The organism is Pantoea anthophila (genome assembly GCF_006494375.1).
Lineage (GTDB): Bacteria > Pseudomonadota > Gammaproteobacteria > Enterobacterales > Enterobacteriaceae > Pantoea > Pantoea anthophila.
In genome coordinates this window covers 240,781-253,873 of sequence record NZ_VHIZ01000052.1, presented here as the reverse complement: position 1 = coordinate 253,873, position 13,093 = coordinate 240,781, and the positions used below count along the sequence as shown (strand labels likewise).

The 13,093-nt window shown below is 57.7% G+C and carries 17 protein-coding genes; 13 read left to right on the top strand and 4 right to left on the bottom strand.

Features of this window, described 5'->3' with window-relative positions:
• The first annotated feature begins 215 nt into the window (after positions 1–215).
• The 6 genes from FJW00_RS16510 to ruvX all read left to right on the top strand — a co-directional run bounded on the left by FJW00_RS16510 (position 216) and on the right by ruvX (position 4,427).
• Entirely contained in the window at positions 216–728 is a 513-nt protein-coding gene (locus FJW00_RS16510) for a SprT family zinc-dependent metalloprotease (RefSeq protein WP_009087135.1), read from the top strand.
• Positions 729–803: 75 nt separating this feature from the next.
• Positions 804–1,508 (top strand): deoxyribonuclease I, encoded by a 705-nt coding sequence (gene endA, locus FJW00_RS16505; RefSeq protein WP_009087136.1) that lies wholly within the window; start codon positions 804–806, stop codon positions 1,506–1,508.
• A 69-nt stretch (positions 1,509–1,577) separates the two neighbouring features.
• A complete protein-coding gene (rsmE, locus tag FJW00_RS16500) occupies positions 1,578–2,309 on the top strand; it encodes a 16S rRNA (uracil(1498)-N(3))-methyltransferase (protein WP_009087137.1) in 732 nt (243 codons plus the stop codon).
• Between the two features lie 103 nt (positions 2,310–2,412).
• Complete coding sequence (gene gshB, locus FJW00_RS16495) at positions 2,413–3,357, top strand: glutathione synthase (protein ID WP_046102511.1); 945 nt, start codon at positions 2,413–2,415, stop codon at positions 3,355–3,357.
• Positions 3,358–3,444: 87 nt separating this feature from the next.
• Entirely contained in the window at positions 3,445–4,008 is a 564-nt protein-coding gene (locus FJW00_RS16490) for a YqgE/AlgH family protein (RefSeq protein WP_009087140.1), read from the top strand.
• Positions 4,008–4,427: a Holliday junction resolvase RuvX gene (gene ruvX, locus FJW00_RS16485; protein WP_009087141.1), complete on the top strand. Its 420-nt coding sequence runs from the start codon at positions 4,008–4,010 to the stop codon at positions 4,425–4,427. Before FJW00_RS16490 ends, ruvX begins: the two co-directional genes overlap by 1 nt.
• On the opposite strand, the gene FJW00_RS16480 is transcribed toward ruvX, so the two are convergent.
• Positions 4,421–5,425, bottom strand: coding sequence for a type IV pilus twitching motility protein PilT (locus tag FJW00_RS16480; RefSeq protein ID WP_140924976.1), 1,005 nt, complete (start codon positions 5,423–5,425; stop codon positions 4,421–4,423). The two genes, ruvX and FJW00_RS16480, sit on opposite strands and share 7 nt — an antisense overlap.
• A 14-nt stretch (positions 5,426–5,439) precedes the next feature.
• On the opposite strand from FJW00_RS16480, the gene FJW00_RS16475 reads away from it, so the two are divergent.
• Genes FJW00_RS16475 through hemW form a run of 4 tightly spaced genes read left to right on the top strand, consistent with a single transcriptional unit; the run spans position 5,440 to position 8,461 of the window.
• Positions 5,440–6,147 (top strand): YggS family pyridoxal phosphate-dependent enzyme, encoded by a 708-nt coding sequence (locus FJW00_RS16475; RefSeq protein ID WP_140924974.1) that lies wholly within the window; start codon positions 5,440–5,442, stop codon positions 6,145–6,147.
• Positions 6,148–6,159: 12 nt separating this feature from the next.
• Positions 6,160–6,714: a YggT family protein gene (locus FJW00_RS16470; RefSeq protein ID WP_009087146.1), complete on the top strand. Its 555-nt coding sequence runs from the start codon at positions 6,160–6,162 to the stop codon at positions 6,712–6,714.
• Positions 6,715–6,735: 21 nt separating this feature from the next.
• Positions 6,736–7,329: an XTP/dITP diphosphatase gene (locus tag FJW00_RS16465; protein WP_009087148.1), complete on the top strand. Its 594-nt coding sequence runs from the start codon at positions 6,736–6,738 to the stop codon at positions 7,327–7,329.
• Positions 7,322–8,461, top strand: a complete 1,140-nt coding sequence (gene hemW / locus FJW00_RS16460; protein WP_140924972.1) for a radical SAM family heme chaperone HemW — start codon at positions 7,322–7,324, stop codon at positions 8,459–8,461. The genes FJW00_RS16465 and hemW overlap by 8 nt, the downstream gene beginning before the upstream one ends.
• 36 nt (positions 8,462–8,497) lie before the next feature.
• Here the strand turns inward: hemW and FJW00_RS16455 are convergent, their stop codons facing one another.
• The 3 genes from FJW00_RS16455 to trmB form a co-directional block, all read right to left on the bottom strand.
• Positions 8,498–9,214, bottom strand: a complete 717-nt coding sequence (locus tag FJW00_RS16455; RefSeq protein WP_009087151.1) for a YggN family protein — start codon at positions 9,212–9,214, stop codon at positions 8,498–8,500.
• 138 nt (positions 9,215–9,352) lie between these two features.
• Positions 9,353–9,679: a YggL family protein gene (locus tag FJW00_RS16450; RefSeq protein ID WP_009087152.1), complete on the bottom strand. Its 327-nt coding sequence runs from the start codon at positions 9,677–9,679 to the stop codon at positions 9,353–9,355.
• Positions 9,679–10,398, bottom strand: a complete 720-nt coding sequence (trmB, locus tag FJW00_RS16445; protein WP_046102515.1) for a tRNA (guanosine(46)-N7)-methyltransferase TrmB — start codon at positions 10,396–10,398, stop codon at positions 9,679–9,681. Before trmB ends, FJW00_RS16450 begins: the two co-directional genes overlap by 1 nt.
• A 154-nt stretch (positions 10,399–10,552) precedes the next feature.
• Here trmB and mutY point away from each other — a divergent pair, with 154 nt between their 5' ends.
• Genes mutY through mltC form a run of 3 tightly spaced genes read left to right on the top strand, consistent with a single transcriptional unit; the run spans position 10,553 to position 13,043 of the window.
• Positions 10,553–11,641, top strand: a complete 1,089-nt coding sequence (gene mutY, locus FJW00_RS16440) for an A/G-specific adenine glycosylase (RefSeq protein WP_058958117.1) — start codon at positions 10,553–10,555, stop codon at positions 11,639–11,641.
• Positions 11,638–11,910: an oxidative damage protection protein gene (locus FJW00_RS16435; RefSeq protein WP_009087157.1), complete on the top strand. Its 273-nt coding sequence runs from the start codon at positions 11,638–11,640 to the stop codon at positions 11,908–11,910. The genes mutY and FJW00_RS16435 overlap by 4 nt, the downstream gene beginning before the upstream one ends.
• 53 nt (positions 11,911–11,963) lie before the next feature.
• Positions 11,964–13,043: a membrane-bound lytic murein transglycosylase MltC gene (mltC, locus tag FJW00_RS16430; protein WP_009087159.1), complete on the top strand. Its 1,080-nt coding sequence runs from the start codon at positions 11,964–11,966 to the stop codon at positions 13,041–13,043.
• Positions 13,044–13,093 lie beyond the last annotated feature (50 nt).

Genomic DNA, 13,093 nt, shown 5'->3' with positions numbered 1-13,093 from the left:
TCGGTTCACGCTGCAGTGAACCTTATCAATAGGATATTCTAAAAACGCCGATAACCATATTTAATCCGGAAATTTCCGCCGCTGCCGCGCCGCGTCTGACCACCCTGTGGCCGCCGCCTGCCGTGCCGGAAACGGGGCGGCAGATTATAGCCACGCTGCTGCCATTTTCGCGGGTTATGTTGAGTTCCCGGGCAGCGATGATTATCCTGAACACCATGAAAACACCTCGTCTCCCTATTGCCCTGCAGCAGGCGGTGATGCGCTCGCTGCGCCAGTCGCTTGCGCGTGCCAATCAGGCACTGAAAACGGACTACCCGGAACCTGCCCTGCTCTACCAGCAGCGCGGCACGGCGGCGGGCACGGCCTGGCTGGCCGCCTGGGAAATCCGCATTAATCCGGTGCTGCTGCTGGAAAATCAGCAGGCGTTTATTGATGAAGTGGTGCCGCATGAGCTGGCGCATCTGCTGGTCTGGAAACAGTTTGGTCGCGTTGCGCCGCACGGCAAAGAGTGGAAGTGGATGATGGAGCAGGTGCTGGGCGTGCCGGCGCGGCGCACCCATCAGTTTGAGATCGCTTCCGTGCGCAGCAAGACCTTTGCCTATCGCTGTCAGTGCCAGCAGCACCAGCTTACGGTGCGGCGCCACAATCGGGTGGTGCGCAAAGAGAGTGAGTATCGCTGCGTGCACTGCGGAAGCCTGCTGACCGCGGGCGAGTTTGTGCCAGCCTGAGACTAATCCCCATTCCGCCCTATTGGACATTCTGTTAACCTGCCGCCCTTTTTTGTACTGAACAGAAGCTGGAATATGTCTCGCATTTTAAGTCTGGCGGTGGCGTTGCTGTTTGCCCCTGCCGCTGACGCTATCAACCTGAATAACTATCATCAGAATAACTTTCAGCAGGCTAAAACCTTTGCTGCGGCGATTAACGCCGATGCACCGGGCTCCTTTTACTGTGGCTGTAAAATTACATGGCAGGGAAAAAAGGGCATTCCCGATCTCAACAGCTGTGGCTATCAGGTGCGCAAAAATGCGAATCGCGCCGCACGCATTGAGTGGGAACATGTGATGCCTGCGTGGGAGTTTGGACATCAGCGCCAGTGCTGGCAGGACGGTGGCCGCAAAAACTGCAACAAAGACCCCGACTATCGCCGCATCGAAACCGATCTGCACAACCTGCAGCCTGCGGTGGGTGAAGTGAATGGCGACCGCGGCAACTTCGCCTACAGTCAGTGGAACGGCAGCGAGAAGCAGTATGGTCAGTGTGAGATGAAGATCGACTTCAAACTGAAACAGGCGGAGCCGCCTGCGCGGGCGCGGGGCGCGATTGCCCGCACCTATTTCTATATGCGCGACCAGTACCATCTGCGCATTTCACGCCAGCAGACGCAGCTTTTTACCGCCTGGGATAAGCTCTATCCTGTCACGCCGTGGGAGTGCGAACGCGACCAGCGGATTGCCAGGGTACAGGGCAATCACAATCCTTATGTGCAGCAGGCTTGCCAGCGCTAAAATCCCTGCCCTACACTAGCTCTTTTCCCATGACGCCGCTGCAGCGCGGCGTCCGGTCTCAGGAACCTTATGCGCATACCTCGCATCTATCACGCCGCGCCTCTGAATATCGGCAGTGAAATTACTCTGGATGAAGATGCATCCAACCATGTGGGCCGGGTCCTCCGGATGACGGCAGGCCAGCGTCTGGAACTCTTTGATGGCACTAATCTGACTTTTGCAGCAGAGATCACGCATGTTGATAAAAAGCGTGTAAAAGTATCGGTCACAGAGAGCCAGCCGGACGATCGCGAGTCACCTCTGCATCTGCATTTAGGTCAGGTGATGTCGCGCGGTGAAAAAATGGAATTCACTATCCAGAAATCAATTGAACTGGGCGTGAACGTCATTACACCCTTGTTTTCCGAGCGCTGTGGCGTAAAGCTTGATGCTGAACGTCTGGCGAAGAAGATCCAGCAGTGGCAGAAAATTGCGATTGCCGCCTGTGAGCAGTGTGGCCGCAATCGCGTGCCGGAAATTCGTGAAGCGATGACGCTGGAAGCCTGGTGTGCGGAAGCGGACAGCGGTCTGAAGCTCAACCTGCATCCGCGTGCCAGCCAGAGTATTAACACGCTGCCACAGCCTGTGGAGCGGGTCCGGCTGCTGATTGGCCCGGAAGGCGGCCTGTCAGCCGACGAGATTGCGATGACGGCGCAGCACGATTTTACGGACATCCTGCTTGGCCCACGGGTTCTGCGAACCGAAACCACCGCGCTGACCGCCATTACGGCACTTCAGGTGAGGTTTGGCGACCTGGGTTAAGCGATACTTTCGGCGGTGAGAGAGCAGGCATAGTGTCCTGACTGTTCGGCCCACTGCAGACCGAACCGAACGAGGCGATCAACGCCTTACCGAGGAGATAATAATGATTAAGCTTGGCATCGTGATGGACCCTATTTCGTCCATCAATATTAAAAAAGACTCCAGCTTCGCCATGTTGCTGGAAGCACAGCGCCGTGGTTACGAAATTCACTACATGGAGATGCACGATCTCTCGATGCGCGGTGGCGTCGCCTCTGCCCGCACCCGCCTGCTGAGCGTTGAGCAGAATGCGGATAGCTGGTATCAGTTCGGCAGCGAGCAGGAGATCCCTCTGGCTGACCTGAATGTGATCCTGATGCGTAAAGATCCCCCTTTCGACACCGAGTTCATCTATGCGACCTACATTCTGGAGCGCGCAGAAGAGCTGGGAACGCTGATCGTGAACAAACCGCAGAGCCTGCGTGACTGTAACGAAAAGCTCTACACCGCCTGGTTTGCGGAGTTCACGCCTGAGACTCTGGTGACCCGCCGCAAAGAGCAGCTACGCGCCTTCTGGCAGGAGCATGGCGACATCATCATGAAACCGCTGGATGGCATGGGCGGCGCCTCTATCTTCCGCGTGAAGCAGGACGATCCTAACTTTGGCGTCATCACGGAAACCCTGACCGAGCACGAAAGCCGCTTCTGCATGGCGCAGAACTATATCCCGGCTATCAAAGAGGGTGACAAGCGTGTGCTGGTCGTGGATGGCGAGCCGGTTCCTTACTGCCTGGCGCGTATCCCGCAGGGCGGTGAAACGCGCGGCAATCTCGCCGCCGGTGGGCGCGGTGAAGCCCGTCCACTGAGCGAAAGCGACTGGGAAATTGCGCGCCGTGTTGGCCCGACGCTGAAAGCAAAAGGACTGATTTTTGTCGGTCTCGACATCATCGGTGATAAACTGACTGAAGTTAACGTGACCAGCCCGACCTGCATTCGTGAAATTGAGGCTGCGTTCCCGATCTCCATCACCGGCATGTTGATGGATGCCATTGAGAAACGCCTGGGCTGAGCAAGACGCCGGGGCGAGGCTCCGTGATCAACCCAATACCGGTGCGGCCGTCGCGTGCCGGTTATTTTTTTGGTACATCGTGTGAGAATGAATTTACAACATCACTTTTTGATTGCCATGCCTTCATTGCAGGACCCTTTCTTCAAGCGTTCCGTGGTCTATCTCTGCGAACATAACGAAGAAGGTGCAATGGGACTGATCATCAATAAACCCATGGAAAACCTGACGGTTGAAGGCATTCTGAAGAAGCTGAAAATCTCTGCTGACGATCGCGACCCGGCCATCAGGCTGGATAAGCCGGTCTTCACCGGTGGCCCGCTGGCGGAAGATCGCGGCTTTATTCTGCACTCAGCGCAACGGACTTTTACCTCCAGCATTCGTGTCTCCGACAACACCGTCATCACCACATCCCGTGACGTGCTGGAGTCGATTGGCACCGCCTCTCAGCCCACAAATGTGCTGGTGGCGCTGGGGTACTGCGCCTGGGAAAAAGATCAGCTGGAAAATGAGCTGATGGAAAATGCCTGGCTCACGACCCCAGCCAACAGCAATATCCTGTTCCAGACGCCTATCGCAGAGCGCTGGCGCGAAGCGGCGCGCAGCATCGGCGTCGATATTCACAACATGGCCAGCGACGCCGGACACGCCTGATGTCAACGCAAACACTGTTAGGTTTCGACTTCGGCACCAAAAGCATTGGTGTCGCCGTCGGTCAGCAACTCACCGGCAGCGCCCGTCCCCTGGCGGCGCTGAAAGCCCAGGATGGCACGCCAGACTGGCTGCTCATTGAAAAGCTGCTGAAAGAGTGGCAGCCCGATTTCGTGGTGGTGGGTCTACCCCTCAATATGGATGGCACTGAACAGCCGTTAACGGCCCGGGCGCGAAAATTTGCCAATCGCCTCCACGGTCGGTTTGGCATCCGGGTCGAGCTACAGGATGAGCGCCTCAGCACCGTCGAAGCGCGTGCGGGTCTCTTCGAACGTGGCGGTTATCGTGCGCTCAGTAAAGGGTCGGTGGATTCACAGTCGGCCGCCATCATTTTGCAGGACTGGTTCGAGAACCACTACTGACCTGATGCGATCAGTCCGGCAGCCTCACGCGCCAGCCTGCTCTGCTCAAAGGTTTGCATACCGGCCTGTGCGCCGGTCTGCAACAGAGCAGGGATCTGGTGCATCTTGCCCTCCCGAATCAGATGAGTGATGCCCGGTGTCGCAACCAGGATCTCGAACAGCCCGATGCGCGATCCGCCAACGGCAGGCACCAGCCGCTGCGCAATGACCGCTTTCAGGCTGCCCGCCAGCTGCGTTCGCACCAGCGGTTTCTCCTCCGCCGGAAAAACATCCACCAGCCTGTCCACCGCCTGCGCCGCGCCGCGGGTGTGCAGGGTTGCCAGCACCAGATGCCCCGTTTCCGCCGCCGTCAGCGCCTGCCGGATGGTGTCGCTGTCGCGCAGCTCGCCCAGCAGAATCACATCGGGATCTTCCCGCAGCGCCGCTCTGATGCCCAGTGAGAAAGAGGGACAGTGCAGGCCGATTTCACGCTGCTGTATCAGCGACTGCTGGCTGTGGTGGATAAATTCAATGGGATCTTCCAGCGTGATGATATGACGGGCATGCTGGCGATTCAGCGCATCCACCAGCGCCGCCAGCGTGGTGGATTTGCCGCTTCCGGTCGCCCCGGTGACCAGAATCAATCCATCCTGCTGCTCCAGCAGCGTCGGCACCACGGCGGGAAGCTGCAGGCTCTCCAGCGTGGGGCAGACCGCAAAGATAAGGCGCAGCGCCAGCGACAGGCCGTTGCGCTGCATAAACAGACTGGCGCGCAGACGCTGACCGTCGGCGAGGCTCAGGGCGAAATCGATCTGCCCGTCACGCGCCAGCTGCTGGCGTTGGGGTTCACTGAGCCAGCGGGCCATAAACTCCGTCATCCAGGCGGCCGAGAGCGGGCTCTGCTGCGGAATCGCCTCCAGCCTCCCCTGCCGCCGCCAGTAGGGCAAATGTCCGCTGCAAAGGTGCAGATCGGCCGCATTATGCTTTACACTAAGCGCCACCATTTCATCCAGATTCATAATGTCTCCTGACTATGACCTCAATCCAGCACAACCTACAGCAAGTCCGGCAGCGCATTGCGGCCGCTGCCGCGCGTTGCGGCCGCGCACCAGAAGAAATTACCCTGCTTGCCGTCAGTAAAACCAAACCTGCGAGCGCGGTCGAAGAAGCCTTTACCGCGGGTCAGATCGCCTTTGGCGAAAATTACGTGCAGGAAGGGGTTGAAAAGGTTCAGGCGCTGGCCGCACATCCGGAACTGGAGTGGCACTTCATCGGTCCGTTGCAGTCCAATAAAAGCCGACTGGTGGCGGAAAATTTTGCCTGGTGCCACACCCTTGACCGTCTGCGCATTGCCCAGCGGCTCAACGATCAGCGTCCCGCCTCACTGCCACCGCTGAATGTGTTAATTCAGGTAAATATCAGTGACGAGACGAGTAAATCTGGCATCATGCTGGAGGCCGTTTCCGGGCTGGCAGAGGCGATAGCGGCCCTGCCGCAGCTGCGACTGCGGGGATTAATGGCGATTCCGGCGGCGGAGAGTGACTACACGAAGCAGCTGGCGGTGTGTCAGCAGATGACGGAAGCATTCTGTCAGCTGCAGCAGCACTATCCGCATATTGATACGCTTTCGCTGGGAATGAGCGATGACATGGAGGCGGCCATCGCCGCAGGCAGTACGATGGTGCGCATCGGCACCGCCATTTTTGGCGCACGCGATTATGCGCACAACTCACAACAATAACAGAGGAACTTCATGTTAACACTGACGTTTTTAGTAAAAACGCTGATCGATCTCTACGTCATGGTGCTGCTGCTGCGCATCTGGATGCAGTGGTCACGCTGCGATTTTTATAATCCCGTGGCGCAGTTCGTCGTCAAAGTCACGCAGCCGATTGTTAAGCCGCTGCGCCGCATCATTCCGGCACTGGGACCGATTGATACCGCCTCGCTGCTGCTGGCCTTTGTCCTGACCACGCTGAAATACCCGATTTTACTGCTGATTCAGGTGGGCGTGTTCTCGGTTGATCCGACCAACCTGCTGGTCGGCCTGCTGTCGCTGATTAAATCGGCCGGTTATCTGGTCTTCTGGGTGATCATCATTCGCTCACTGATGAGCTGGATCAGCCAGGGTCGCGGCCCGGTCGACTACCTGCTGGTGCAGCTGACCGAACCGATGATGGCACCGATTCGCCGTATTCTGCCTGCCATGGGCGGTATCGATTTCTCCGCGATGATCGTCATTCTGGTGCTGTATGCCCTGAACTTTCTCGGCATGGACCTGTTCCCGGGTCTCTGGTACCTGCTGTAAATGAATCAAACTGGAACTGTTATGCAAAAAGTTGTGCTCGCCACCGGTAATCCCGGCAAAGTGCGTGAACTGGCGGAGCTGCTCTCCGCCTTTGGTCTGGATATCGTCGCTCAGAGTGACCTGGGGGTTGAGTCGGCGGAAGAGACCGGCCTGACCTTTATCGAGAATGCCATTCTCAAAGCGCGTCACGCGGCGCAGATCACCGGACTGCCGGCGATTGCCGACGACTCAGGCCTGGCCGTGGATGCGCTGGGTGGCGCGCCTGGTATCTATTCGGCGCGTTACGCCGGAGAAGATGCCAGCGATCAGCAGAATCTGGAGAAGCTGCTGCAGGCGCTGGAAAACGTGCCGGACGGTCAGCGTCAGGCGCAGTTCCACTGCGTGCTGGTCTATCTGCGTCATGCGGACGATCCTACGCCGCTGGTGTTCCACGGCAGCTGGGAGGGGGAAATTACCCGTTCCGCTGCGGGTGCCGGTGGCTTTGGATATGACCCGATTTTCTCTGTTCCGGCGCTGGGTAAAACGGCCGCTGAACTGAGCAAAGCGGAAAAAGGTGCCGTTTCTCACCGGGGTAAAGCATTGACGCTGCTGCTGGAAGCGATGCGTAATGCCTAATCTGCCGCCGTTAAGTCTCTATATCCATATTCCGTGGTGCGTTCAGAAGTGTCCCTACTGCGATTTTAACTCCCATGCGCTGAAGGATGAGGTGCCGCACGTTGAATACGTGCAGCACCTGCTGCGCGATCTGGAGATCGATCTACCGCTGATTCATGGCCGCGAAGTGCGCACCATCTTTATTGGTGGCGGCACCCCCAGCCTGCTGAGCAGCAGCGCGATGCAGATGCTGATGGATGGGGTGCGGGCGCGTCTGACGCTGGCTCCCGATGCGGAGGTGACCATGGAGGCCAACCCGGGCACCGTGGAAGCCGATCGCTTCAGCGCCTATCAGCGCGCCGGCATTAACCGTATTTCGATTGGGGTTCAGAGTTTCAGTCCGCAGAAGCTGCAGCGCCTTGGCCGCATTCACGGGCCTGACGAGGCGACCCGTGCCGCCCGGCTGGCACAGTCGCTGTCACTGCGCAGCTTCAACCTCGACCTGATGCACGGCCTGCCGGACCAGTCGCTGGAAGAGGCGCTCGACGATTTGCGTCAGGCGATTGCACTCAATCCGCCTCACCTCTCCTGGTATCAGCTGACCATCGAACCCAACACCCTGTTTGGTTCCCGTCCGCCGGTGCTGCCGGATGATGATGCGCTGTGGGATATTTTCGAACAGGGCGATCAGCTGCTGCGGGAGGCCGGTTATCAGCAGTATGAAACCTCCGCCTACGCGAAGCCGGGTTATCGCTGTGAGCACAACCTTAACTACTGGCGTTTCGGCGACTATCTGGGGATCGGCTGTGGCGCACACGGCAAGCTGACGCAACCGGATGGGCGCATTGTACGCACGGTGAAAACCCGTCATCCGCGTGGATTCATGCAGGGAAATTACCGCGAGAAGCAGTATGAGGTGGCCGACAGCGACAAGCCGTTTGAATATTTCATGAACCGCTTTCGCCTGCTGGAAGCAGCACCGCGCGACGAGTTCAGCCGCTACACCGGTCTGTCAGAGCAGGCGATCCGTCCGCAGATGGATGCCGCGATCGCTGCGGGTTATGTGATGGAAACGGCGGATCAGTGGCAGATTACAGAGAAAGGAAAACTTTTTCTGAATTCGCTGCTGGAGCTGTTTCTGGCGGAAGAGTAACAAAGGCGCCTCAGCCCGGCCGGCTGAGGCGTGATACTATTTTTTCAGGGCGCCCGTCAGCTGCTTACGCTGATCTTCCAGCGAAATGACGCGATTACAGACCTCGTGACCGAAGTTCTGGAAATCCTGCTCCTGTTTGCTCCACTCAGCCTGAATCGACTGCTGCAGACCGCCAAGATTTCCCATAATCGCCTGCAGCGGATTGCTGCCGCCACTGCCCTGCTTACTGCCCATCTCATTCAGGCTATCCTGCATGACGCCGCCCAGCGTCGACTGAACCAGCCGCTCCCCTTCCGCGCGCACCTTATCGATCGCCTGATGGTGGAACGTCAGCCCGTCGTCACGGTGCTCGATGATGCGGTTCATCTGCTGTTTCAGCTGGCCATTCAGCGTGCTCAGGCGATTGCGGACGTTGCTGTCGGTGCCCAGTTTCTCCACGATCACCCGATCCAGTGCCGCACGTCCTTTCTCCAGACGTGAGGTCGCCCCGCTGTCGATCCACGGCAGATCGCGACGCAGCGCGTTCTGGTAATCGATCGCTTTCTGGCGTTCCGCTGTGCTCAGCGACACCTTCTGCCCGTTGAACTGCACGTCGCCCTGCGGCGAGATCTCAAGATTGCCATTGGCACCGACCACCTGCACGCTCTGCGGCTTAATCACCACATCATCCTGCGGCTTAACGCTGCATTCATAGGCTGCCTGAGCCTGGGTCGCTGCTGCCAGCAGCACAGCAAGAAGCGCTTTACGCATCATATCTACTCCCTAACATCTGGTGCGGAACCGTTCAGCGATCGGGCCTCAGCCCGACACCGTGTTTCTTAAAACCGGGCCGGCGGCCTGGCGTTCTGCCCCATCCGGGATGGCAGACCAGCAGCCTGACCGACCTGACCTTTAGTCCCACCAGACGTCGAAGAGTTCCGTCATCTGCACATCCTGCAGCTTGTGATCTTCCAGCCATTTGCGGACCAGAGCGCGATGCTCCTCGGTGCATTTGCCGGTTTTCTGCAGGCAGACCAGACCTTCCCACACCAGGTAACCGCTGCCATCAAAAGCCAGACCGTTAGGATCGATCGCTTCGTTGATGAACTGGTTGAGCGTCTCATCAATTTCACTTTCGCTGGTGCCTTCCGGGAAGCGCCAGGCAACCGAGAACCCCAGTTCCTGAAACTCATCAATGTGCAGTTTTTTGCGTAAACGGCGGCTGCGTTGTGTGGCCATTATTTCACCCTCTCAAACATTAAATCCCATACGCCGTGGCCTAAACGCTGCCCGCGCTGCTCAAACTTGGTCAGTGGACGCGTCTCAGGACGCGGCACATAATTCTGTTGTTCTGACTGGTTACGGTAACCATCAATGCTGTTCATCACTTCCAGCATATGCTCCGCGTAGGCTTCCCAGTCGGTCGCCATGTGGAAAACGCCGCCCAGCTTCAGTTTACGCATCACCAGTTCGGCGAAAGGCACCTGGACGATACGGCGTTTGTTATGACGCGCTTTGTGCCACGGATCGGGGAAAAAGAGCTGAACCATGCGCAGCGAGTTATCCGGGATCATCTTCTCCAGCACTTCCACCGCGTCATGACACATCACCCGCAGGTTCTGTACATCCGCCTCTTTCGCGGCGGCCAGACAGGCTCCCACGCCTGGCGCATGCACTTCAATACCCAGGAAGTTCTGATGCGGCGTGTTCTGCGCCATGGTGACCAGCGACGCGCCCATACCAAAGCCAATCTCCAGCGTCACCGGTGCCTCGCGGCCAAACAGCGCGACTAAATCGATCGGCTCCGGCTGATATTCCACCCCCATGACCGGCCACAGGGTATCCAGCGCCTGCTGCTGGCCTTTAGTTAAGCGACCCTGGCGGCGCACAAAGCTGCGGATCCGGCGCAATGGCCGCCCGTTCTCATCAAATTCTGGGGTGATGACGTCATTAATCATGTAAAAGCCTGCTGGTTAGCCTGTTCCGGGAAACGGGCATTATGCAAAGTTCATAAGCAGAAGCAAGCCTTTGCAATCTTCCGGTTTACACCCAGGTGCGCATGTGCTGGAATTCCTGCCTGAGTGTAGAGTAAACACGGAAATTTTCCTTCTTATGATGCAAGCGCCGCAGTTCGCGCAACAGGTGCTGGACTGGTATCAGCGCTTTGGCCGCAAAACCCTGCCCTGGCAGCTGGAGAAAACACCTTACAAGGTGTGGCTGTCTGAAGTGATGTTACAGCAGACCCAGGTTGCCACGGTTATTCCCTACTTCGAACGCTTTATGGCGCGCTTCCCCACGGTCAGCGATCTGGCGGCGGCACCGCTGGATGAGGTTCTGCATCTCTGGACCGGCCTCGGCTACTACGCCCGTGCGCGTAACCTGCACAAGGCGGCAAAACAGATTGTCGATGTTCATCAGGGCGAGTTCCCAGTGAATTTCGATGATGTCTCTGCCCTGCCCGGCGTAGGCCGCTCGACGGCGGGGGCGATCCTGTCCCTGTCACTGGGACAGCACTTCCCGATTCTGGATGGCAACGTCAAGCGCGTGCTGGCCCGCTGTTATGCCGTCAGCGGCTGGCCGGGCAAAAAAGAGGTCGAGAAGCGGCTCTGGCAGATCAGTGAAGAGGTCACCCCCGCTGAGGGCGTCAGCCAGTTTAACCAGGCGATGATGGATCTGGGCGCGCTGGTCTGCACCCGCTCGAAGCCGAAGTGCGAAATCTGCCCGCTGAACAGCGGCTGTGAAGCCTATGCCAGCAGCAGCTGGGCCAGCTATCCCGGTAAGAAGCCTAAACAGGTGCTGCCGGAGCGCAGCGGCTGGTTCCTGATGATTCAGGATGGCGATGATGTCTGGCTGGAGCAGCGTCCCCCCGTGGGTTTATGGGGAGGGCTGTTCTGCTTCCCGCAATTCACCACCGAAGCGGCGCTGAACGACTGGCTGGCGGCACGCGGCATCCACGCCAGACCGCAGCAGATGACGGCCTTTCGTCACACCTTCAGCCATTTCCATCTCGATATTGTGCCAATGTGGCTGGCATGGCCTTCTGTCGGGGCGGCGATGGATGAAGCAGGCGGTCTCTGGTATAACTTAGCGCTGCCACCATCTGTGGGATTAGCTGCACCCGTTGAGCGCCTGCTGCACGAGCTGCGCCATCCCCGACAACTGGCTTTGGACAGTTGTGAGATTAATGAGGAAGAAGAATGAGCCGCACCATCTTTTGTACGTTTTTACAGCGCGACGCGGAAGGACAGGATTTTCAGCTCTATCCGGGCGATTTGGGTAAGCGCATTTACAACGAGATTTCGAAAGAAGCCTGGCAGAAATGGATGGCGAAGCAGACCATGTTGATCAACGAGAAGAAGCTCAACATGATGAATCCTGAGGATCGTAAAGTCCTGGAGAAGGAGATGGTCAACTTCCTGTTCGAAGGCAAAGACGTTCACATCGAAGGCTATACACCGCCAGAAGCGTAAATTTTCGGGCCTCATCGCTGGGGCCGGTTATCCAGGTCAGGCTTGCATTCCCAATGAATAAAAAATTAATCGCCCTGCTGGTGATAGCACCACTTTTGGTTTCCTGTTCCGGGTCGAAAAAACAGCAGTTCCACGAAGAGTGGGTAAAAGACACTAACGGCTTTGATATTCTGATGGGGCAGTTTGCTCACAATATTGAGAATATCTGGGGTATCAATGAGGTCCTGATCGCCGGACCCAAAGATTACGTCAAATACAGCGACAACTATTACACCCGCAGCCACATCAACTTTGAAAGCGGTAAGCTGACTATCGAGACGATTTCGGGCACCGATCCCATGGCCAGCCTGCGTCAGGCGATCGTGACCACCCTGCTGATTGGCGACGATCCGGGGAATGTCGATCTCTACTCCGATGCCAACGATATCGTGATCAGTAAAGAGCCACTGCTCTATGGTCAGGTGCTGGATAACACCGGGCAGCCGATCCGCTGGCAGGGCCGCGCTGAAGCCTTTGCTGACTATCTGATCCAGCACAAACTGCAGCGCCGCACGTCGGGTCTGCATGTGATTTACACCATTACAATTCCGATGGTGCCGAACCACCTCGATAAGCGTGCCCACAAATATCTGCCGATGGTGCGCAAAGCCGCCGAACAGTATGGTGTGGATGCGTCACTGATTCTGGCGATTATGCAGACCGAATCGAGCTTTAACCCCTACGCCGTGAGCCACTCCGATGCACTGGGCCTGATGCAGGTGGTGCAGCACACCGCCGGTGTTGACGTGTTCCGCATGAAGGGGAAATGGGGCAAGCCAAGCCGCAGCTATCTGCTGGACCCGGAGAACAATATCGATGCGGGCACCGCCTATCTGTCGCTGTTGCAGCGCAGCTATCTGGGCGGCATTCAGGATCCGCTGTCGCGCCGCTATGCGGTGATCACCGCCTACAACGGTGGTGCAGGCAGCGTTCTTCGCGTCTTCTCCAGCGATAAAGATCGGGCATTCGCGATGATTAACGACCTGCCGCCGAACAGGGTCTATCAGATCCTGACCAGCCAGCATCCGTCGGCGGAGTCGCGCCGTTATCTGTATAAGGTGAGTACCGCACAGCGGAGTTATCGGGGGTTCTGACTGGATCCGGGGGTGTTCGCTGCGCGAGCGGGCTATGAGAAGGTTTCGTT

What these genes read in the sequence shown, in the direction of transcription:
- FJW00_RS16475 (WP_140924974.1), top strand. Translation starts at nt 5,440, where the DNA reads ATGACCTCAATCCAGCACAACCTACAGCAAGTCCGGCAGCGCATTGCG.
- hemW (WP_140924972.1), top strand. Translation starts at nt 7,322, where the DNA reads ATGCCTAATCTGCCGCCGTTAAGTCTCTATATCCATATTCCGTGGTGC.
- rsmE (WP_009087137.1), top strand. Translation starts at nt 1,578, where the DNA reads ATGCGCATACCTCGCATCTATCACGCCGCGCCTCTGAATATCGGCAGT.
- FJW00_RS16480 (WP_140924976.1), bottom strand. Translation starts at nt 5,425, where the DNA reads ATGAATCTGGATGAAATGGTGGCGCTTAGTGTAAAGCATAATGCGGCC.
- mutY (WP_058958117.1), top strand. Translation starts at nt 10,553, where the DNA reads ATGATGCAAGCGCCGCAGTTCGCGCAACAGGTGCTGGACTGGTATCAG.
- FJW00_RS16510 (WP_009087135.1), top strand. Translation starts at nt 216, where the DNA reads ATGAAAACACCTCGTCTCCCTATTGCCCTGCAGCAGGCGGTGATGCGC.
- FJW00_RS16435 (WP_009087157.1), top strand. Translation starts at nt 11,638, where the DNA reads ATGAGCCGCACCATCTTTTGTACGTTTTTACAGCGCGACGCGGAAGGA.
- FJW00_RS16465 (WP_009087148.1), top strand. Translation starts at nt 6,736, where the DNA reads ATGCAAAAAGTTGTGCTCGCCACCGGTAATCCCGGCAAAGTGCGTGAA.
- mltC (WP_009087159.1), top strand. Translation starts at nt 11,964, where the DNA reads ATGAATAAAAAATTAATCGCCCTGCTGGTGATAGCACCACTTTTGGTT.
- endA (WP_009087136.1), top strand. Translation starts at nt 804, where the DNA reads ATGTCTCGCATTTTAAGTCTGGCGGTGGCGTTGCTGTTTGCCCCTGCC.
- FJW00_RS16470 (WP_009087146.1), top strand. Translation starts at nt 6,160, where the DNA reads ATGTTAACACTGACGTTTTTAGTAAAAACGCTGATCGATCTCTACGTC.
- ruvX (WP_009087141.1), top strand. Translation starts at nt 4,008, where the DNA reads ATGTCAACGCAAACACTGTTAGGTTTCGACTTCGGCACCAAAAGCATT.
- FJW00_RS16450 (WP_009087152.1), bottom strand. Translation starts at nt 9,679, where the DNA reads ATGGCCACACAACGCAGCCGCCGTTTACGCAAAAAACTGCACATTGAT.
- gshB (WP_046102511.1), top strand. Translation starts at nt 2,413, where the DNA reads ATGATTAAGCTTGGCATCGTGATGGACCCTATTTCGTCCATCAATATT.
- FJW00_RS16455 (WP_009087151.1), bottom strand. Translation starts at nt 9,214, where the DNA reads ATGATGCGTAAAGCGCTTCTTGCTGTGCTGCTGGCAGCAGCGACCCAG.
- FJW00_RS16490 (WP_009087140.1), top strand. Translation starts at nt 3,445, where the DNA reads ATGAATTTACAACATCACTTTTTGATTGCCATGCCTTCATTGCAGGAC.
- trmB (WP_046102515.1), bottom strand. Translation starts at nt 10,398, where the DNA reads ATGATTAATGACGTCATCACCCCAGAATTTGATGAGAACGGGCGGCCA.